The 21,509-nt window shown below is 43.3% G+C and carries 13 protein-coding genes; 5 read left to right on the plus strand and 8 right to left on the minus strand.

What is annotated here, in order from left to right; all coding sequences use genetic code 11:
* Positions 1-6: 6 nt before the first annotated feature.
* Together QUF19_RS19555 and QUF19_RS19560 are read right to left on the minus strand one after the other, a co-directional pair.
* The gene (locus QUF19_RS19555; RefSeq protein ID WP_286302453.1) at positions 7-1,182 is read right to left on the minus strand and encodes an aminoglycoside phosphotransferase family protein; all 1,176 of its coding nucleotides are present in this window, start codon (positions 1,180-1,182) and stop codon (positions 7-9) included.
* Between the two features lie 8 nt (positions 1,183-1,190).
* Positions 1,191-1,478: a GNAT family N-acetyltransferase gene (locus QUF19_RS19560; protein ID WP_286302456.1), complete on the minus strand. Its 288-nt coding sequence runs from the start codon at positions 1,476-1,478 to the stop codon at positions 1,191-1,193.
* 273 nt (positions 1,479-1,751) lie between these two features.
* Here QUF19_RS19560 and QUF19_RS19565 point away from each other — a divergent pair, with 273 nt between their 5' ends.
* The gene (locus QUF19_RS19565; RefSeq protein ID WP_017111391.1) at positions 1,752-2,498 is read left to right on the plus strand and encodes a flagellar brake protein; all 747 of its coding nucleotides are present in this window, start codon (positions 1,752-1,754) and stop codon (positions 2,496-2,498) included.
* Positions 2,499-2,603: 105 nt separating this feature from the next.
* Here the strand turns inward: QUF19_RS19565 and QUF19_RS19570 are convergent, their stop codons facing one another.
* Positions 2,604-4,964, minus strand: a complete 2,361-nt coding sequence (locus QUF19_RS19570) for a Lon protease family protein (protein WP_017111390.1) — start codon at positions 4,962-4,964, stop codon at positions 2,604-2,606.
* A 241-nt stretch (positions 4,965-5,205) separates the two neighbouring features.
* Between QUF19_RS19570 and QUF19_RS19575 the strand changes: the two genes are divergently transcribed.
* Positions 5,206-5,700, plus strand: a complete 495-nt coding sequence (locus tag QUF19_RS19575; RefSeq protein WP_286302464.1) for a hypothetical protein — start codon at positions 5,206-5,208, stop codon at positions 5,698-5,700.
* Positions 5,701-5,712: 12 nt separating this feature from the next.
* Positions 5,713-7,341, plus strand: coding sequence for an ABC transporter ATP-binding protein (locus QUF19_RS19580; protein WP_286302466.1), 1,629 nt, complete (start codon positions 5,713-5,715; stop codon positions 7,339-7,341).
* A 440-nt stretch (positions 7,342-7,781) separates the two neighbouring features.
* Here the strand turns inward: QUF19_RS19580 and QUF19_RS19585 are convergent, their stop codons facing one another.
* A complete protein-coding gene (locus QUF19_RS19585) occupies positions 7,782-9,398 on the minus strand; it encodes an endonuclease (protein WP_286302468.1) in 1,617 nt (538 codons plus the stop codon).
* Positions 9,399-10,213: 815 nt separating this feature from the next.
* Here QUF19_RS19585 and QUF19_RS19590 point away from each other — a divergent pair.
* A complete protein-coding gene (locus tag QUF19_RS19590) occupies positions 10,214-11,887 on the plus strand; it encodes a DUF262 domain-containing protein (protein WP_286302471.1) in 1,674 nt (557 codons plus the stop codon).
* A 308-nt stretch (positions 11,888-12,195) separates the two neighbouring features.
* Here QUF19_RS19590 and QUF19_RS19595 read toward each other — a convergent pair whose 3' ends face one another.
* The 3 genes from QUF19_RS19595 to QUF19_RS19605 all read right to left on the minus strand — a co-directional run bounded on the left by QUF19_RS19595 (position 12,196) and on the right by QUF19_RS19605 (position 17,873).
* A complete protein-coding gene (locus tag QUF19_RS19595; protein ID WP_286302473.1) occupies positions 12,196-13,275 on the minus strand; it encodes a cytotoxin in 1,080 nt (359 codons plus the stop codon).
* Between the two features lie 389 nt (positions 13,276-13,664).
* Positions 13,665-14,678 (minus strand): LacI family DNA-binding transcriptional regulator, encoded by a 1,014-nt coding sequence (locus tag QUF19_RS19600; RefSeq protein WP_102436223.1) that lies wholly within the window; start codon positions 14,676-14,678, stop codon positions 13,665-13,667.
* A 96-nt stretch (positions 14,679-14,774) separates the two neighbouring features.
* Entirely contained in the window at positions 14,775-17,873 is a 3,099-nt protein-coding gene (locus QUF19_RS19605; RefSeq protein ID WP_286302477.1) for a GH116 family glycosyl hydrolase, read from the minus strand.
* 65 nt (positions 17,874-17,938) lie between these two features.
* Between QUF19_RS19605 and QUF19_RS19610 the strand changes: the two genes are divergently transcribed.
* Entirely contained in the window at positions 17,939-18,886 is a 948-nt protein-coding gene (locus QUF19_RS19610) for an aldose 1-epimerase (protein WP_286302479.1), read from the plus strand.
* Between the two features lie 134 nt (positions 18,887-19,020).
* Here QUF19_RS19610 and QUF19_RS19615 read toward each other — a convergent pair whose 3' ends face one another.
* Positions 19,021-21,435: a glycoside hydrolase family 94 protein gene (locus QUF19_RS19615; RefSeq protein WP_286302481.1), complete on the minus strand. Its 2,415-nt coding sequence runs from the start codon at positions 21,433-21,435 to the stop codon at positions 19,021-19,023.
* Positions 21,436-21,509 lie beyond the last annotated feature (74 nt).

Below are 21,509 nucleotides of genomic sequence, written 5' to 3' on the forward strand. Positions count from 1 at the left end.
GGTAACTTATTCTGGGCTTTCTAGCTGCTCAATAACCCTTTGAGTCAGTTGCTCAGTATACGGGTTGATCTTCCAGTGCTCTGGGCTCCAACCTTTTACGAAACGTTGGAAATCAGCCCACGCCACGTAAAACATGGGGCGCCATGCTTGTTCAACATCACCAAACGAAAGCTGTGGTTGATAATATGCTAATGCCTCTTTCAAGTGTTGGAAATAAGCCTCCAATACCTGTGACTCAAGCTCTGCACAATCTTGCGGCCTAACCGCGCTACTCATAAACAAAGCGACGTCTTTCATCGCACAACCATGACCCACATATTGGAAATCGACCGCAGCAGCGTTTTGGCTTTCTGAATCAAAACAGAAATTAGCGAGCTTGGCGTCGCCATGCACCAAGGTTTGATACGGACACTCTTTGAGCAAACGATCGATGTGTTGCGCTTGATTCTTCAATGGTAAATCAGCCAACGCATTTAACTCGTCAGGGCGTGTGTCTAAATGCCAGTAAGTACCTATTTTCCACAATGATGCAGACTGTTCTTGGTCGATATGAATGTACTTCGCATGAAAATTAGCGAGCCACTTTAGGCAGGAATCACGTTGTTTTTGTTCTTCTACAGTGTAACCAAACGCCAGTTCAGACTGAGTGTCTTTGGTTGCCAGATCTTCAGAAACAGCAAGCACATCAAATTGAGAGATTAACGGAAAACCGATATCCACTAAGTCTTGCATCACAATCAGCCATTCGTTCTCTTGCAACTCACATTGCAGCCCAACAGGCACAGGACAACGATCATCCCATCGCTGAGTGAACGACTGATACCATGCGGTCTCAACTTGGTAAGAGTGCACCTTTCGCTGATGAGATAATTTGGTGTTCCAGCCTTTGGGGTGTTCGGCTTTATCTGGCAATGCGACATGTTTGACGATGACGCTATCCATCGAGGTATCATTCATCGAAATATTGTTCATCAAAGCACTATTTTCGCGAGCAAAAACCAAGCGTACTAACTCGCCGTATCCGCCCCATAAGCGTTGAATTACTTGAACACCGAACCCTTCATGGCAACCCAACGAGGTCGCTATTTTTTGATAAAGCTCATTTTGATAAAGCTCAGGTTGGTTTTGACTCTTACTCACTTGTGATTGAGCAAAATTATTTGACGATATTGATTGAGACATATAACTCGTTACTGTGCTTTATCGGATAGAAGATGCGACCATTGCTTTTGTCTATTCATGTAATGCACTACGTAACTGCATACCGGAACAATTTTAAACCCCGCCTGTTCAATTTCAGGTAATACTGATTCCATCATCACCTTGCCAAAGCCTTTGCCTTGCAGTTCATCAGGGATACGAGTCGAAGTAATATGTAGCACGTCTCCATCCTTTTGATACTTAACAACAGCGAACTGATTTGGCTCTAGCTCAACCGTGATCTGGTTATCTTTTTGATCCCATTTTATGGCCTTCATTCTCAACTCCTGCAAATAATTGGTACGCCAAACAATAAAAGTTTGAAGTATCAGTTCCTTGTAATAGACTAACGCAAGTGCATATAAATAAAACTAAGTACTTACAAACACAGAAAATAATTTAGAGTTAACTGCTTCATATAAAAACAGCAAATAAAAACACCACTCTATAAATTAATATAAAGTACTCCTGTTAAACCTAGCACGTAATAACACCTTGTTAGCAAGTTACCAAATAACTAACAGACGCATGTTGGCGCATGGAGAAACATAATGAACGCACCACTGAAGAAGCCTTTGGAGCATAATCAGGCTCTTCAAGATCCTCGAAATCGCACTATTTCCACGATTAATAGTACCGATGCCCTGGCCATGATTGAGCACGGCAGTGAACTGACGTTAAACGTCTCGACTCCGGTTGGCACTAAATTTTTGGCAACCACGAAGTTTATCGGCACACACAGTGAGAACTGTATCTTGGTTGAAGTCCCTGAGGTTTCAAGCGATGACCTACGCTTTTTCTTCCAAGAAGGATTTTGGATGACAGCGAGAGCTTACTCCTTAAGAGGAGAAGGCGCGCTGATCCACTTCAGATGTCAGATTCATCATAACATTGGCGAACCGTTCCCAATCTTGGTGTTATCGACGCCAAGTACGATGCAGGTGACTCAACTTCGTAAAGAAACGCGTTATGAAGTGAATTTAGACTCCAGAATCATCTTTAATGATCAGCGAATGAATTGTGAGATACGAGATCTTTCGAAAAGTGGTTGTCGCTTTGTCACATCACCTACATCACGACCGATTCAAATCGCCGATAGAGTGTCTATCGAGATCACGCCTGGAAACTACAACGGTCCGTTTATTCCTCCGCTACGAGGCATAGTGTGTAATTTGCAAAAATCGACACACTACGCACGCTACGGCGTCGAATTTGATGATATTGGCCGTGCCAATGCGAAGAATTTACTGGGTAAACTCAAATTCGATGGTACCAAGCTTCGTTTACGGAATGCTTAAACACTAGAAATTGTAAGAATCAAAAAAAAACAGCCATCGATAATATCGATGGCTGTTTCGTTTTACGGTTAACTGTTATTTAGCTAATTGACGTAAAGCGTTAAGCTATTTACGCAGAGCATTGAGCTTAGCTTGAGCGATACCAAAGATAGTATCGATAGGATAGCTCCCTTCATCGCTCGCTTCACCTGCTGCTTTGCCCGTGAACAGCTCAATCGCTTCTGTCACATGGTCAATCGCCCAGATGTTGAACTCGCCCTTTTCAACCGCTTTAACGATGTCACTGCGCAGCATCAGATTGTGAACGTTAGAGCGCGGAATAATCACCCCTTGCTCATTTGAACGTCCTTTGATTTCACACACATCAAAGAAACCTTCAATTTTCTCGTTCACACCACCAATTGGTTGAGATTCACCAAATTGGTTCATCGAGCCAGTAATTGCGATGTCTTGACGGTTCGGCTGCTTAGAAAAAGCAGACACTACCGCACAGAACTCGGCCATACTCGCACTGTCCCCGTCCACGCCACCATACGATTGCTCGAAGGTGATATTAGTCGTAAGTGGTACTTTCGCTGTCTTACCAAATACCGAAGAAAGATAAGCCGATAAGATCATCACCCCTTTAGAGTGAATGCTGCCACCTAGGTCTACGTTTCTTTCGATATCAATCACTTCACCATCACCGTAAGCTGTAGTGGCAGTAATTCGGTTCGGTGCACCAAACATATGATCGGTTGTGCTGAGTACCGACAGAGCATTCACTTGCCCAACCGCCTGACCATCAACATGGATTAGCGTTGTTCCGTTAGTGAAGGTTTCCATTACGCTGTCTTGCAGTCGTCCGACACGCATCTGTTGATTAGACAATGCTTGGTCAACGTGAGTAGAACGAATCAGATTCGATTTCGCCCCTCTCGCGACGTAGTTAGACTCACGAAGCAGGTTCGCAATGTGTGCCGAATGCAACGATAGCTTGCCTTGGTCACCGGCCTGACGTGAGCTGTGCTCAATGATGCGAGCAATCGCTTTGCGATCACAATGCAGCATATTGTTGTCGTGCACGATACTCGAAATGAAGCGTGCGTAATGCATTTCAGAATCCGCAGTACGCTTCATCTCATCTTCAAAATCGGCCGTCACACGGAACAGTTCACCAAACTCCGCATCGTAATGCTGCAGCAATTGGTAAGTGCGGTAATCACCAAACAGAATGATTTTCACATCCAATGGAATCGGTTCTGGATCAAGCGATACTGCGCCCGTTAGGGTCACCTCTTTTTCCAATGAAGCAAAGCTCAATTGACGTGAACGTAGCGCACGTTTAAGCCCTTCCCATACATACGGTTGTTCTAACACTTTCACCGCATCCATCAGCAATACGCCGCCATTAGCTCTGTGTAAGCTGCCTGCACGAATCAAAGAAAAATCGGTAAATACCGTGCCTTTGAATGTCGCCGTTTCGACATAACCAAACAGCGAGTGATAGTTCGGATTCTCTTCGACAACAATCGGCAGAGACTGCTCTTTTTGGCTAACAATCACGTTCACTTTGTAACGACGTGGCATTTTCTTATCCAGAGAAGCCGTCGCGATTTCAGCTTGCTCAGTGCTCTCTTCTAAGAAGATATCAGCGTTTTCGACAATATCCTTACGCAATGCCGTGAGGTATTTTTTGATCTCTGGATATTGGCTGTAATCTTGCTTCAACTGCTTAACAAAGTGGGTAATCACATCCCTTGCCGTATCATCATTCAGCTTTTGAATTTTCTCTGTGTACGTCTCTTCAAGCTCGGTCAGTTCACGAGAAATGGTTCGTAACCCCACTTCCAATCCATCGATGGTTTTGTCGAATTGATCTTGTTCTTCCGGCGAAAGCAAATCAAAGCTCTCTTCGGTATGAAGCTCCTCGCCGTTCATTGCAACAAACTGGTAATCGCCCTGAGTGGTAATCGTTAAGTTAATACCCTTTTCTTTCGCTTCTTGGCTAATGCTTTCTAGCGCTGCTTGCTGTTTGGCTGCCAGCTGGTTTTTAAGCCTATCAGCACGGCTAAAGTACATCTCGTTATCAAACGCAAGAGGCATACCTTTAAGCAATTTACGCATCAATTTTTCGATATCTTGCTTTAAATTGCTGCCAACGCCGCTCGGTAACTTGAGCACTTTAGGTGTACGAATGTCTTCAAAATTCGCGATGTAACACCAATCAAAAAGCTCCTCGACTTCTTGAGGGTGACGGTTGAGATAACGCAAGATCATAGTGCGTTTACCTAAACCATTGCGTCCTATCGCGTAAATGTTGTAACCCTTTTCCTTAATTGACATCGCGAACTCAACGGCTTTTTGCGCCCGTTCTTGCCCGACGATCTCGTCAATTGGAGCCAGTTCTTTGGTCGACTTGCAGGGTAGCTTCTCTAGCTCTGCTACCTGATACAGCTGTTCTGTATTGAGTCTTTGAATCGCCATGGCCGCCTCCTTAGTCCTTTATTACTTGGGTGTAGATAAAATCAGTGTAGATGTAATTTCCTATAAATTTAGTGACTTACGCAACATCGCTGTTCAACTGAACAAATAACACACAATTTGAGCCGATTATTAAGAATAAAGGGTTATTTTATTTACCAACCTAACATGTAAATGATTTTAATTTGCAATTGATAATAAATATCATTAACATTTCCTGATATTATAAATTGAGGATGTGGATATGGAAATTGAACGATGCTGGATGCACTACCTAAAAGCTGAACAGTTAATGGAACAAGGTCACTGGCCTGAAGCACAACGCCTTTATGGTGATGTTCTCAATTCTCTTCCTCACCACATCCAAGACGCGGCGTACCAAAGCGACATCAAACCCTGTCAGTTTGCTTGTCTATTGGCAGGGCTTAGGGACGCAAGCGTAGCTCAATCCGAAATTCTTAACCGTCAGGGGCTACAACAACAAGCCTTCGACACATTGAATCAGTCATACGCGCTGATGCAGTTTATCTCTTTAGAAAATACTGAACTGATTCAACGGACTTATTCACTACTGGAAAAGCAAAGTGAAGACCTACTCAATCACTTGATCGCTTTTTGCAGTGCTCAGCGCAGCTCACATTGGATGCTCGAGCTAGAACAAATTCAGCGTGCTCATCACCATTTTGGGCAGCTTAAAACAACGTCAGAAGTTCAATCTTCACCTAATGTCTTAAATTGATAAGGATATATCATGTCGGACCGGGCCATTCTCAAAGTCAATAACCTCTCCGTTAGCTTCACAACCAATGATGGAATCATTGATGCGGTAAAAAAGGTTAACTTTACCCTTAACTCCAGCGAAACCTTGGCCATTGTTGGTGAATCGGGTTCAGGTAAATCAGTCTCTTCCAACGCACTGATGCGTTTGCTTCCTGATAACGCCATTATTGACCCTCAATCTCAAATAGAGTTTGAAGGACAATCGATACTCGAAAAAACAGAACGCCAAATGCAGTCAATTCGGGGCGATAGAATCGGCATGATCTTTCAAGAGCCGATGACCTCTTTGAACCCATATCTGCGTGTAGGTATTCAAGTAGCTGAGGCCATCATGTGCCACCGTAAGGTATCGAAGTCAAAGGCCAAACAGCGCGTACTTGAGCTGTTTGAGCTTGTTCATCTGCCAATGCCAGAGCAAGCCTACACTAAGTATCCTCACGAGTTTTCTGGTGGTCAGCTGCAACGCATCATGATCGCAATGGCCTTGATTAATGAGCCCGATATTTTGATTGCCGACGAACCGACTACGGCATTAGATGTGACGGTTCAGGCGGAAGTGCTCTCTTTGATCAAAGAGATTCAAAGCAAGATGGGCATGGCGATTTTGTTTATCACCCATGACCTTGGCGTAGTAAAACACTTTGCAGACCGTGTTCTGGTGATGTGTAAAGGTGAACTGGTTGAAGAAGGGGTAACTCAAGCCTTATTCGAAAACCCAAGACACGACTACACCCGCATGCTGATCAACTCGATTCCGAAAGGTGCTAAGGCTCCTGTTGAGGCATCAGCTCCAGAACTATTATGTGCTGACGACATCCGAGTTCAATTCTTGGTTAAATCACACTTCATCAAGAGCAAAAACCAGTACTTCGAAGCCGTAAAAGGCATTTCGTTGAACCTTAAACAGGGCGAAACCTTGGGTATTGTTGGTGAATCTGGATCAGGAAAATCAACACTGGGACGAGCGTTAATCGGCTTGCTGCCAAGTACCGGACGTATTGTTTATAAAGGCCAAGATGTCAGTTTATTAACCGACAAAGAACGCCATAAACTCAAGAAAGATGTACAAATGGTATTCCAAGACCCTTATGGCTCTTTGTCACCACGTATGACAGTTGGGGAGATCATCACCGAAGGCTTAACGGTGCATCAACCTCAACTCTCTAAGAAAGAACGATTGGAACGAGCACGCAAAGCGCTGATTGAAGTACGTCTAGAACCGAATTCAATTAACCGTTATCCGCATGAATTTTCTGGCGGACAAAGACAACGTATCGCGATTGCTCGCGCGCTGATTCTTGAACCTTCTTTTATCTTGCTGGATGAACCAACCTCAGCGCTCGATCGCTCAGTGCAACTGACCGTGATTGACCTGTTGAAAGACATTCAAACCAAGCACAACATCGGTTTCCTTTTCATCAGCCATGACCTCTCGGTAGTGAAAGCACTTTCGGATCGTGTTTTAGTGATGCAGAAAGGAGAAGTGATGGAAGAAGGCTCTGCGGAAGATATTTTCAACAACCCGAAAAATGACTACACCAAGAAATTGATTGAGGCGTCATTCGACTTAGAAAATAAATCGAAAAAAAATGCCGCTTAAATTGAACTAATTAACATTAACAGCGTCTTATAAGTACATTCTGAATAATCTCCTAATGGATTGAAATCTAGAATGGATATAGCAAAACTGGTTTGGCCGCCAAAAGAGAAATGTCGCATGGATGCGACATTTTTCGTTTCTGGCGTATATGAAAAATCAACTCAGTGATTCGAACCAATGATTATGAAGGTTTGCTAAAATTGACTGGCTTTAAACAGGGTTAGCTGGTCGTCGGATCATAGTCGCAGAACGGCTTCGTTAAACTCGTTATTGGACAGGAAGGTGTCAACGATTCCCCTAAATTAGCAATTCATAGATAACTATGCTTTTTCAAATATTGAAAATCATGCTCTCTAATGCCTTTCAATAAAAAAGCCCAAACAAAGGCTTGGGCTCAATTCAATAATCATGAAGCCATTGTAATGTTGGTTATATTCCGTTTAATTTCCCCAGATCTGGCTGACAAACTCTGGATGGTCAATAAACGGGTTACGATTTCCTTGGAAATCATGTACCGCTTGGTTTCGGTTGATTTCTTTTTGGTTTACTGGGTCTTCAGAATGCCAGCGTTTGAGCATAGTCAGTAGCCAAGGTTCAAACACGGTTGTGTTGGTTCCATCCAGAACGGCATCAGAGCTTGTAGAGTTACCTTCCCAGCTCGCGATTTCATTTTCATAGCGTGTTGCCATGTAAAAATATGCTCTTGCGAAATCACCTTTAAACTCATCAATTGGCTCAAATACCGTACCCACATAACCAAGAGAGCTCGCTGCACTGCCTAGTTTAGAGCCATTGCTTGATGTGTATGTTGCACTGCTCACTTCACCAAATGGCCAGTTACTGCGTTTCGAGTTAACGTAGCCGTCAGTGGCAAATAAATGGTGACCGTCAGAGTTCATTGGCTCAACTTTCCCACCAAACCAGCTTTTCGGGAAAGAGTGCTCACGGTTGTAACAATCACCTTCTTTGCTGTACTGACCGCATTGATCAGTCACCTTAGTGAATTGGATTGAATCTGAGCCAGAAGGCTTCTCTGAATACATATCGAGAATCGATCCATCTGTCTCATAGTATGCGTCTAGATCAGCCTCAGATACCAATGTCCAAATAGCGGTGTAACCCTGACTACTATGGTTATCAATAATTTGATACAAGGCCGTTTTTAACGTAAAGCCCGTTTTTCCTTCTGCGTCTTTGTAATAATCGCCTAACACTGGTGGTTCAGTTGGTGGTGTAGTTGAGCCACCAATCGTAAATTCTGTACTCTGACTTGCTTGGAAATCACCACCAGATGCCACAACGGTTCCGTTTACCGACAAACTGTATGAACCATTCCCCACACTGCAGCACATTCCATCTCCATAAGAATCTGAGACTTCTAGGATGTAGCTACCATCCGCTAAACACATTTCCACTTCATTGATGGTGTTATTTTGATAGTCTGAACCAGAATAAAGAGTTTGAGAAACTGAGTTTTTGAGAGACCAACTGGTTTCAGAACCATAGTTATCCGTCACTAGCGTGAGTGCGGCACTTGTGTTATTGCAGCTTTGTGTTGGTGGAGTCTCCGTAGGCTGAAAGTTATCTAAATACACCACTTCCGAACCATCAAAACCTGCATCATCATAAAATCGTACGCCCACAACGATATCTTTAGTGCTAGTAGCGCTGTACGAGTGAGTCAATGCTTGCCACTGATTCGTTAGACCATTATTCGAGTAGCCTAAATAGCCATCAACAAAAAGGCGAGCTTTCACGTTGCCTTCCGTGTGGTAAACATCGACAGAGAAATCGTAAATTTTCCCTTGTTCAACACTTATCGTTTGCAGAAAATCGGTATTACTTTGAGTGCCTGTATTCACTGTTACTTGCGCAGAGAAACTGCCGTTATTAACAGGAACGTTAGAGGGTGAAACTGCAATGCCGGAGTCAATCACACTCCATCCAGATGGTACGTTTCCTTCCCAGTTTTCGAAACTTCCATTTTGCATTTGCGCATGCGCACTCGCTGAACAAAGTAATACAACACCACTTAGTGTTATTATTCTATTTATCATATAACCTTCTGTTTAATTAGATAAAAAATCAACTAAGCTTAGAAAGTAATCAAAAGATGAGTGGAGACATACATCACATTTAAAAATGTAAGTGTCATCATTTTTATTAATATATGTGATGTAAAATGATGTTGCATCGACCTGTTAAATACTTTCACACGCTAGATTATTGAAAAAAGGCTCATCTCGGCTTTGAGGGGAAAGCCACGATGAACCAAAAATCAGCACTTATCCACAAGCCTTGCCTATAGTAAATGTAACCTCAACTAAAGTTCGATCTCGCCCTTACCTAGCCAACTGAAAATTATGCATATAATTCAGTTTGGTTCTAATTTCTAGTTGAAAACCGTGCAAGCACATATTGCTTCCGTCCCAAGGCTCGTCATCAATCAAAAATTCCTTTTATTTCTATTTTATTCAATGAATTAGAAGTGGTTGAACAACATATTCGTGCGTAAGTGTGATTAAAGGTTAGTCTGTTGTGGATTAAAATATCTAGCTACATTGTTGGAATTCTAGACATGAGGAAAAATAAGGCAAGTTGCAGGGTTTGAAACTGAGTTCAATCCATCTCTGGCTCACTTTGGGGCAATTATGAGTTACGAATGCCATTAGTGTCTGCCTTGTTCGCATAAATAAAAATATGGGAAAACTCTATATCAGTGGCCAGTTTTAGTGAACCACTACAAGCCCAAATATGGGTTCTAATGTAATGAATCAAAAATACTGCATTATTCACTGTTTCCTTTTACTGCATCTGCTATGATTAACCTATTGATATTAAACACTTTGTGATGTTTAGTGATGGGAGTAAAATGAACTTTAATCAAACCACAGTATTGGCTTTCTTTGAGCCCTCCAAGGTTAGTTACGAGATCCCTGTATACCAGCGGGCTTATGCTTGGGGAGAGAACAACTGGCATGAATTCTTGTCAGATCTTTATGAGCAAGTAGATGGGGAAAACAACTATTTTTTCGGGAATATTCTTCTTGAATGCGTTGAAAAGAACAAGTTATACGAAATCATTGACGGCCAGCAAAGGGTCACGACCATTACTATATTTGTTCGCTCTCTACTCAATGTATTAAAGACACGAAATGACCTGTCAGAGCATGATTTTGACATTGATGACACTGAAGAAGCTTTCATCAGAGATAAAAATATTAAACTCCGCCCAGTTGAATATGATCGAAGTTGTTATGACTGCCTAATTGTTGAAAATCACGATCAGTTTGATGCCTATTCTCCATCACAAAAGAAACTACTTGAAGCGAAAGCATACTTCACTAAACAACTCTCTAAGCTTGATACCGCACGCCTTGTCAGTATCCAAGAGAAGCTTGAAAACACCGACCTTACCATCATCGAGTTGGAGGGTAAGAAGGATGCGGCTTTGATGTTTGAACTGGAAAATAATCGAGGCAAAGAATTGACCAATATGGAAAAGGTCAAATCGTATTTCATGTATCAGATGTATGTAAATAGCCCTGCTGACGATGTTGATAACAATATCGAATTTGTATCGAACATATTTAAACGCATTTATCAGGTAATCAACAACATAGAGCGGATCAATGAAGATAGTGTGCTGATTTACCACAACAATGCGTATATCAAGGGGTACGCCTACCGCACTTTGGATGACTTGAAGGAAGCTTTCCGTAACAAAGATGACAAAGTTACCTGGATAAAAGAGTACGTTCGAAGTTTAAACGATTCATTCGTGGCCATAGATAAGTTACAACATGAAGAGAGTCTGTATGCGAAAAGGCTGTTTAAACTTGGGATCCCCGCATACATTTACCCATTCATTATTAAGGGCTACCGTTATAACTCTTCAGATCTCCCAACTCTTTTCCGCATTCTTGAAGTGATAACCTTTAGGGCTAAGCTCATCAATAGTCGGGCAAATATCCAAGAGCGTCTCAATGAAATTCTGCTCTCCTACGATGGTAACAATGTTGTCTTATCAGAAAAAATAACAAGTAAGCTCAACGATACATGGTATTGGAGTGATACAAATACGAAGAACTATCTACATGGCGGGATGTACGGAAATAATGTACTAAGCTACCTGCTTTGGAGCTACGAGAGTTATCTTCAGAGAGCGGGATATTCAGTCGAAGGGTTCAAGATTACTAACCAACAAATTGAACATATAGCACCACGTACGCCTACTGATGGAAGTCCTCTCGAAACAGGATATGAACTCAATGAGCAGGGTGAATATTCCGAAGATTTTAGCTCTGAATACCTCAATTGTCTTGGTAACCTAATGCTCATATCAGGGTCGCACAATGCGTCCATCGGAAACAAACCATTTGCCGATAAGTTAATGTCTTACAGAAAGAACCCCATTCTCAACCAACAGGCTGAGATTGCTTCTTTCGTTAAAGATAGCGAGAACCCAGTGTGGGATTGTGAAGCAATAGATAAACGGCATAACAAAATCATGGACTTTGCGATCACTGAGTGGTCATTTCGGTAAAGGGTAACCAGCCACTATCCAGAATCTATTGAGACTGGATAGTGGCAACAGACGGTTCATATATGTCACAAAGTTATGAAGAAATACAAGCGAACTGATTTTCAGATATTCACTCTGTGATTTTGTACCCAATGATTTGCAAAAATCGATAGCAGATTAAACCCCATAGAAATGTAGTGGCACACTGAGTTTGGTCACGCAGTTAGATTAGAAAAAATAAGTCAAATGAGGCTTTGGTGATATCTGTGTGTTAAATCGGTCGAAACAAGGAATGGGGCAACAACCACTTATGTTCTATTACTTCAGCCTCAGCGTTTTATTGCGATGGTTCCAGTTTCAATCACGCAAGATTCCTTCGAAACCATGACTTTTACAGAATGTTTTTCTGAAGAGAATAGTGTTTTAGCCGAAGTAGTTGGTCGCCCAAGTGCAGGTGCATGCTCTTGCTTTTGATAATGAATTTCCCAATGACGAGCTTGAATGTTGTAGCGCATAAACGCAAAGCCATTCACACTCTTGATGGTGGTGTTCCCTTTTTGGTAGAAGCCGTAGTCGCGAAAACTCATGTAATTGATTAATCCGTTGCGATGGTCTTTCACGTCATTGTATTGCTTATCTTCTTTGCTGCCTTCCACGTGATACACCCTGATTAGATCATCACTCCAATCATCAACAACGAAAGAGCAACCGCTGAAGTTTGGTGTGAAAACATACAAATGATCGCGATGAGGGTCAGGGTGTTTAGGTATATCGAGATATTTGCCTTGCGCGACCCAGTAGGCCATCTGTGATGTTTTTTTATCGGGTTGTTGACCCGCGAATGTATCAATGACTTCAATAGTGCCTACTGTTCCATGAGCGTGTTTGTATTGCATGCCACTGAAAACAAGCTCACCACTTTCTTCTACTTCTCTCTTAGTCGCAGGGCTGAGAGATATCATCTGATGAGCAACGAGCTCTGCGCTGACACATTGGTTATTAAAGCTAGAACCTAGCAGGTCTGACGGCAACATACGTGTTCCGGTCGCCTCGATCAGCTCCTTTCTTGATGCAGGCATCGGTGAAAGAATTGCATCAGGAAACTCACGTTCTTCGCCCACGTGAATATGGTTTCTCTGTTCTGTCGTGGCTTCCGTGGCATTGGTTTCCTGTTTTTCTCGGCTACGACCATCAATAGTTTTATTTTTGTTCCAATCATCTGTTAGGTCATAAGCTTGTTGGGCAGCCTTGCGTTCAGCAAGAACACGCTCTCTATTTTCAGCCCATCGTTTCTCATCGCTCGCGGTAGATCTCAGCTCTTCCTGACGTTCTCGGTGCTGACGTACTGCACGTTCTGTTGTGGTTTCTTGTCTTTCTTCTGGAGCTACAGGAGCGGATTCATATCTCATGGGAGTCGACTTCACTGATAAATAAAAAGGATATTAACAATATTTTCAGTGGTTTATTATCCTCAACAAGAGGATCTTATGATTTAACCAGTTAAATAGGCAACCTGACATGTCAAATAATCATAATGAAGGCCAAATCGCGTTGAGTTGCATTATATTGGATAACTTTTTGTAGAGTAAAATGAACGACACAGATCTTGTAGAGTATTTGGTCTAGCTGATTCTGGGGCAGAAATGTTTTAGCTTACCTGCCCCATATTGAACAATGTGAACGCGCAAATATAAGCAGTTAGATCGATAGCTTTACTCAGCGGCATTCCAGCACCATGGTTCGCATTGACATCAATACGAATCATCATGGGCGCACCACCTTGATGCTTGTCTTGAAATTAACGGTACAGGGACTTGGTTGACTCTCTCACTATCAAGTCAATCGGAGGCAACCTTGCTTCATGCCTTTCACCCGTTAAAAGGTTCAAGATAGACTGAGCACACACCTCACCAATCTCTTCAATCGGCTGTCTTAAGGTCGTTAATGCTGGCGTAAAATACTTAGACGTTGGCAAGTCATCAAAGCCAATCACCGACACGTCTTCTGGTACTTTATAACCATGGTCATGCAACGCCTTAATCGCGCCGTAAGCGGTTTGGTCATTAGCAGCAAACAAAGCAGAGAAGTGAACCTTAGATTCAATCAACTCGACCGTTTTCTCGTAACCAGATTCACTACTGAAATCACCCTGCTTGACGAGTTTTGGCATCACTTTAATACCCGCCTCTTGAAGTGCTTTCTTGTAGCCCTCAAAGCGATTACCCGCATCAGGTTGGCTTGATAGCCCTTTAATATGAGCAATGTTCACATGTCCTTGTTGCAGTAAATGTAGGGTTGCCATGTAACCACCCAACACGTTATCAATATTGATGGCGCGGACGTTATTCTCAACAAAATCGTAGCCAACCATCACGATAGGAATGTCTTGTGCATACTTTGCAATCTCTTCCTGAGTAATGCTTCCTGTCACGATGATCATGCCATCCACGTTACTTTTTGCTAGATACTCCAACGCGTGCATTTCTAACTTTTTCTGCCAATGCCCTGTCGCGATCACTAACGAATAGCCTTGCGCGATCAGAGTTTTCTCCATGTCGTTGAGAATACGACTGGTGTAAGGGCTGTCAGGGTGTTGCACCAAGACACCAATAGTTAGCGAGCGTCGGTTGGTGTTTTCTTGCATTTGGAAGTTAGGTTTGTAGCCCGTGTCTTTAATAGCTTGCTCAATGTTTTGGCTTTTATCGTCCGACACATAAGTGGTTCGATTAAGGAAGCGAGACACGGTACTGGGAGAAACACCAGCCAATCTTGCTACATCGTATACTGTTGTTTTTTTTGTTTTAGTGCGCATCTCGATACCCTAATCAAGTGACATTCGGGGAGCTTTAAGCTCCCCGTCAATTTCAACCTGCATACCACTGCTTTCGTTGAAAATCGTGTCATTAAGTTAATACAAGTAGGCGAAGATCATCCCCGGTCTAAAGTAGCGGCCAGCCGTATATTTCAAGCCAGTACTCAATAGCCATTTGTGTAAGCCTGCCAGCTTTTCTAGCGGAATTTCACCGCCCATCATTTTAACAAAATTGTCAGTATCTTTCGTTAATGTTGGGTTGATACGACCGTCAGACAGCACACACTTTTGACATTTAAGTACACTTAGCCAGTTTTTCGCATCATTTTGCGACACTTTAAATACTTCTATAAGATCTTTCTCATTGACAGACACAGAGCAATTGAACCCCTCTGGTGCTGCAAATGGAATTTTCGAATAGTCATAGAGCGCGGTATACACGGTATCCATCAATGTTTCTGCTTGTTGCGATTTCCCCGCTAAGTTCAACGCCGTCGCCACACTAAACTGAACACCAATCCACACATCTTGAGCCTGGAATGCTTCATGTGGTGAACCGTCGGCTAGCGTCATATTCGCAACACCCAACTTGGGACTATTAATTTCAAAGTTGTGCTTATAAACATAGTCCAGTGCGCGCTGGATGTTCTGTTGTGGGAAGATACCATCCAAGCCGATAAGCTTTAAGTAGCTGTCGGCCAGCAAGGCATCACCAAAACTGTTATCGGAATCAGGCACTAAGTCTAAGTATTCTTGTGTAAAGGCTTGAGGCGCAGTCTCACTCAGCAAGCGTTTCTTAGAGACTCTTTGAGATGCCTTACTGATGTTGATAGAGGTATCCGTTTCATTTAAATAGGCATTGAGCGTGTTCTTGTCAGCAATCGCATCACCCGTCAAAGTCAGGCCTAAGGTTTCCAGTGCTTGGTAGCCCGCACCGGTTAGATGCTTGGCTTGAACTGGCGTCACGAAGAAGTGGTAGTAACCCTCTTTGTCATCCCACAAACTTTGTTCAACCGTTGCCAACGCCTTTTTAGAACGCGTTAAGTAACCGGTAGCTCGCTCGCTTTCACCCATCAATTGTGCAAGTTCACTCGCCGCTTGCAGGCCAGCAACCCAAAGGCTCGCACAGTAAATTGAGATGCCATGAGAAGCGAGGTTATCAAAGGTATCGTCTGTACCTCGGGTTAGTGGTAAATCGTCACCTTCAGCGATCAAATTCGATAAGAAATCGATGCTTTCAGTTACTGCTTGCCAGCACTCTTTAACCACAGAGATATCTTGGGTGTTTTGGTAGTGGCGGTACACCATCAGAATGTATTTCGGCGCTAAGTCCTTCCACTCTTTCACGTTGTGCCAGCTATAAGCATCGGGCTGGATGTCGAATGGGCTGCCTAAGTCGTGGATTACCGCACCTCGAATGGCACGCACACCTTGGTACTTGTCATCAATCAATTCGGCATTAGGCGTCGCTTCGTATTCCCAGTATCGGCGCTCGGTAAAGTCTTCCGCCAAAATGGCTTTCGAGAATTCTTTCATCACGCAGCCATCAAGCTCAGGCAGCAAATAAAGCAGCGAGAATGAGCCGTAGAAGTACACATCAAGAGAGTTAAAGAATGGGTAGTCGACACACTCTTTCACCAAAAACTTATCTTCCTTATCCCATACCGTTGATTCGGCTAAGAACGACAATGAATTCATCGCCATCGTCGCATAGCGCAGTGCAGAATCAGGCTGGGATATCTTGCTTTGAGCTTGCTCTAGGAAAGCCGTTTGTTGCTTCACGATCTGATGCTCAATCGCTTCTAGCTGTGGCAATACCTCTTCTAACATCGGCAAAGCCGGTTTCGTTTGCGGGTAGAATTGCGTGTACGCTTTATCTGAATGCCAGCCATTAAGCATGACTTTGCTGTGCGCCATCACCTGTGCAAAACGCAGATCAACAGACTCACCCGCTTCCAATTCAACCTGAACCACCACCAATGCGCTCAGTGCTTCACGTCCTGTATAGATACCGGTTTGGAACTCAGTGTTAGTACGGCCTGTTTTGAGTGCGAATTCTGTTTGCTGAGCTGTCTTAGATGTATAAAGCGTTGGCTTGACAGAAATCGAGACCTTACCAGATTCAGTCAAATGGTTATCCGCTTGAACACCAAATGCCACTTCGCCTTCAATGTCGCTTTGATAAGGCGACTGGCTAGAGAGCTGAACACCCGTAAAACTGTGACTTTCACCTTTTAAGTTGACCACTTCATGCTGCTGAGCGATTGGATTTTGAGACAAGGTACAAGCCGAATCTTGAATGCCATCGCGACCTTTTTGGTAGGTTGAGCCAATTAAGTTTTGTAGAGGCTGAGCAAGCGTAATCACGCGTGTGTGCGATGAATTATTGGTTAATTCGAAGTGATTCCAGTGCATCGGTAAAGAACAAAGACGTTTGTTCTCTTTAACGATCGGAGAGACGACCTTACGCTTTATATTAATATCTTCGAAGCTACTATATTTATATTCAGCCAATGGATACAAAGCTTGATATTCTATATCACTGCCATTAACACTATCTATATCACGGCCATTGATATTATCCATATCATTATTATCACCCGCAGTAAGTGATAATAATCTCGTTGTGTCATTTATTAATAAACCATTAAAGAAATCTAAGGCTACATATAATTGACAAATAGTTGAACCTGAATCTTCTTCAATCAATAATTGAGTCTTATTTGAAAATTCAACGTTCCATTTTGTAAAGTTAGATTTATTTTCTTGGTAGAAGCGACCATTTGTTAACGCAGCTCGAATCAGGTTGATCGCATTCGATACGTTTTTGCTTTCAATCTTGTTGCCATCAAACAAAGCAGGATAAAAATTCAGGTGAACACTCAACTCTTCTTCGCTAAGAACTTGCAGCGTATCGATAGTTGGCACATTCATCACAGATGCATAAAAATCATTAAAATTAATAACTTGCTCTGAACAATCGACGAATATTCCCGGAATAAAGCTGAAGTTTGGTGTATTGCCGTTTGGCGTCAGTGTAAATGTGTTGCCAATTCCGCCCACCGCCATACCGGTATTTTCTGGTGTGGTAGAAATTGGCGTGTACCAAGGTTGAATAAATTCAACTGCATCACCTTTTTTACACAGATGTTCTGAATTTCCTGAGTAACTCGTATATGGAATTTTATTATTCATTTTAAAACCGCCATTGAATATTTTTTTCTTCTTGTTAATATCTTTTTTAAAATGGAGACATCAACATGTTTAAAATTATAAATGAAAAATTTGGAAATATTGACTCTGTCACATTAATAAACCACCAACATGGTATAGAACTTCAAATAATCAATGGATTTGGTGCTGTTATTAATAAATATACCGTAAATAACAGTCCATTCTCTTTTATTTGTGGCTATCAGAATTATGATGAACTGATCAACCAACATCCGTTCTTTTCCCGCAGTGCTAAATTATTCCCTTTTCCAAACCGTTTAAACTTAGGTCGTTACAGTTTCGAAAACCAAAACCATCAACTCCCAGCTAATTTTCCTTGGTCTGATCACGCCGTACATGGCCTGCTCTACAACCAACCTTTTTCAATCACAAACAGCGTAGCCACTGAAGAATCCGCCAATGTGACGTTGCAGTATCAAACGTCGTCTTTGCATCCTGCTTTCCCGTTTGCGTTCAACCTTGAAGTGACCTTCACTATCGATATCACGGGTAGACTCACTTCCTCTACGACCGTCTCTAACCTGGGTGATTCAGCCTTCCCCTTCGGTGATGCTTGGCACCCTTATTTTTCACTCGGTACTGAGCTAGCACAATGTGGACTCGCTATGTCGCCTTGCTCTGAGGTCATACACGAAAACGACCTACCCAATGGTGAAAAGCACGCTTTTGACCGTTTGTCTTTGGACGATTCACTCACCAATCAAAGCTTAAATCATTGCTTTGAATTTGATTCCAAGACAACCAATCAACTTACGTTTACGCGCTCAGATTCGTCTGCCGCTATTCGCTATCAACAAGATGAAAGCTACCCATTCGTTCAGCTGTACACGCCGACTAGCGAGCAAAGTATTGCAATAGAACCAATGACTTGCCCAGCTGATGCATTCAATAACCAGATTGGCTTATTGACGCTTAGTCCGAACCAATCTCAAACCTTTACTTGGCAATGCCAAGCCACCTATCAACCAAAATAACTAAACCAAATCAAGGCAAGGCAACTGCTGAATGCGAAATCAGCCCCCCAGAGAACGCATTGCTAACGAAACAACTACAACGAAAGAATCAAACTAAAGAAGCAATAAAGGGCGCATAAAGCGCCCTTCTCTTGTTAACCTAAAATCACCTCGATGGTGTGCTCACCCGATGTAAATACCGGTGCTTTGTTGCCTGAAATTAGGTCACCATTCACCTTCATTTCAACCACACCTTTACACACGTTATTCGGGTTAGTGACATGAATATGATAAGTCGCACCACGGAACTGACGACGTACTTTGAACTCAGGCCATTCAGCCGGAATGCATGGGTCCACCAGCAAGCCATCCACTTCAGGGCGAACACCTAGAATCCATTGCGTACCCGCCACATATGTCCAAGATGATGTACCAGAAAGCCACGCATTACGTCCTAAACCGAACTGTTTGTGCTCGTCACCCAGAATGTTTTGTGGGTAGCAGTAAGGTTCAGATTCAAAGGTATCAATGTCATCGTTCTTAGAAGCCGGGTTGATTTGACGGTAGTACTCGTAAGCACGCTCGCCGTTGCCCATTTTAGCTTCTGCGATCATCACCCATGGGTTTGAATGCAAGAAGATGCCGCCGTTCTCTTTCGCACCTGGTGGGTACGTCGATACGCCACCTAACTGAGGATCAAAGCCGTTATAACCCGGAGTTGAAAGCTTGATGCCATTGGTGGTGTTCAGTTTGTTGTAAACCGAATCTAGTGCTTGCGTTGCACGTTCTTGAGTCGCGAAACCAGAAATTACAGGCCAACTTTGACCGTTGGTGTAGATCTGCCCTTGCTCGTTCTTGTGAGAACCAATCGGCAAGCCCTGCTCATCAAAGTAACGAACAAACCATTCGCCATCCCAGCCGCATTCATTGACGGTGCTCTGCATCTGTTGGTACTGATCTTTAAACTTAGCCGTCAGTTGCGCTTCACCACGCAGCTCACACAAGTCCAACATGTCGAGCAATGCTTTGCCGTACATGTTCGCCACCATCATCGATTCAGCACCCGTTGGCAGGTTCACCGTGTCATTCCAGTCAGCGAAACCCAATAACGGTAGACCGTGCTCACCAGTATTGGTGTAAGTAAACTCAATCGCGCGGCACAGGTGGTTCCAAACCGTTCCAGTTTCAACTGGGTTACCAGCTTTATCTTTTTGATAGAACGGGATCTCTTTATTCAAGAAGTCTGCATTGCCCGTTTCTTTCACATATTGAGTCACCGCATAGATGATCCACAGGTGATCATCGCCGTAGTAATCAGGGCGATCTTCTTCTTCACGCGAGTCACCCGCGTTCGCTTCCATTGTTGATGGGAAGAACTGATGCATCGCAGAACCGTTAGTGTTCTGAACAGACAACAGACGCTCAATGAACTCGCGCGCTTCTTCTGGCATGTGAGTAATCACGCCTAAAGTATCTTGCGAAGAATCACGGAAACCGATGCCACGAGCGCCATAGCCAAGCTGATACAGAGACAAGTAACGAGACCAGTTTTTGGTTGTGTGACACTGACGTGGGTTATGTACGTTAAGCATCGAGTTCATTGCTGGATCTGGCGTTTCAACCTGAACCGCTTGTAGGTAACCATCCCAATGTTCAGCCAGTTCAGCGAAAGCCGAATCGACCACTTGATGGTCACGATATTTAGCCAATAGAGGCAATGCTGCTTCTAGGCTCTCTTCCTGTGCGATTTGTACAATCGTACGTTCGGTCTGCTCTGGAGATAACCAACCTAGGCGTAGGTTAAGCGCACCAATATTGTCGCCACGCAAACACTCGGTGTTGCCTAGCTCATCATTATTTAGTGCTTCTGGCGCTGCCCATGTACCGTAGCCCAAATTACCTAAGAACGATTGGCGGTCACCATCAAAAGACGTCGCAGGGCGATCCGCTGTCATCAGGTTCACCGCATAATCGCGCTTCATAAAGGCGTACTGCTCAAGCACGGTATGACCCGACTCTTGCTGATGCGCTTTAAGCGTCATGGTTTGTGGCACCCAGTCCGCATTCAGTAGCTGTTTGAGCGCATCGAAGTGCGTGAATTCGTAAACAGGCACCACATCAACGTGCAGTGCTTTGTCTGAAATGTTGGTGACTTTGATGTCTTGTAGCAGTACTTGGTCAGCTTTTGGCACGAAGAAAGTCGCTTCACAACGCACACCAAAGGCTTCTGCAATGATGGTGGTGTAAGACAAACCTGTGTGGTTTTCAAACTTATCCAACGGCTTCAAGGTTGGGGTGTAGAAAGGTGAGAATATTTCTACGTTGCCCGCTTCATCACGTACCTTGAGGTACATGGTCGAGCCTTTGAAGTCTGAATTTGGCAGTTGAGCAATGTACTTGGTAATGCGGTTGAGTGCCGGATCGCCTTTACACAACAACACGCCGCCGTTGCTATCTACAATGCCACCGAAATCTAATGTGCCCACGTAGTTACACCATTTGATCGGTGTGCACGGCGTGGTTGCTACGTATTCTTTGTTTTTATCGTCAAAATATCCGAATTTCATCATCACTATCCCTAGCCCCTCCCAAATCAGGAGGAGCCAAAACAATTTGTCGTAAGTTGGTTGGTGTCAGCTCAATG

Origin of the sequence: Vibrio sp. FE10 (assembly GCF_030297155.1) — a bacterium.
Lineage (GTDB): Bacteria > Pseudomonadota > Gammaproteobacteria > Enterobacterales > Vibrionaceae > Vibrio > Vibrio apostichopi.

What these genes read in the sequence shown, in the direction of transcription:
- QUF19_RS19605 (WP_286302477.1), bottom strand. Translation starts at nt 17,873, where the DNA reads ATGAATAATAAAATTCCATATACGAGTTACTCAGGAAATTCAGAACAT.
- QUF19_RS19610 (WP_286302479.1), top strand. Translation starts at nt 17,939, where the DNA reads ATGTTTAAAATTATAAATGAAAAATTTGGAAATATTGACTCTGTCACA.
- QUF19_RS19560 (WP_286302456.1), bottom strand. Translation starts at nt 1,478, where the DNA reads ATGAAGGCCATAAAATGGGATCAAAAAGATAACCAGATCACGGTTGAG.
- QUF19_RS19575 (WP_286302464.1), top strand. Translation starts at nt 5,206, where the DNA reads ATGGAAATTGAACGATGCTGGATGCACTACCTAAAAGCTGAACAGTTA.
- QUF19_RS19565 (WP_017111391.1), top strand. Translation starts at nt 1,752, where the DNA reads ATGAACGCACCACTGAAGAAGCCTTTGGAGCATAATCAGGCTCTTCAA.
- QUF19_RS19570 (WP_017111390.1), bottom strand. Translation starts at nt 4,964, where the DNA reads ATGGCGATTCAAAGACTCAATACAGAACAGCTGTATCAGGTAGCAGAG.
- QUF19_RS19555 (WP_286302453.1), bottom strand. Translation starts at nt 1,182, where the DNA reads ATGTCTCAATCAATATCGTCAAATAATTTTGCTCAATCACAAGTGAGT.
- QUF19_RS19590 (WP_286302471.1), top strand. Translation starts at nt 10,214, where the DNA reads ATGAACTTTAATCAAACCACAGTATTGGCTTTCTTTGAGCCCTCCAAG.
- QUF19_RS19585 (WP_286302468.1), bottom strand. Translation starts at nt 9,398, where the DNA reads ATGATAAATAGAATAATAACACTAAGTGGTGTTGTATTACTTTGTTCA.
- QUF19_RS19600 (WP_102436223.1), bottom strand. Translation starts at nt 14,678, where the DNA reads ATGCGCACTAAAACAAAAAAAACAACAGTATACGATGTAGCAAGATTG.
- QUF19_RS19580 (WP_286302466.1), top strand. Translation starts at nt 5,713, where the DNA reads ATGTCGGACCGGGCCATTCTCAAAGTCAATAACCTCTCCGTTAGCTTC.
- QUF19_RS19595 (WP_286302473.1), bottom strand. Translation starts at nt 13,275, where the DNA reads ATGAGATATGAATCCGCTCCTGTAGCTCCAGAAGAAAGACAAGAAACC.
- QUF19_RS19615 (WP_286302481.1), bottom strand. Translation starts at nt 21,435, where the DNA reads ATGATGAAATTCGGATATTTTGACGATAAAAACAAAGAATACGTAGCA.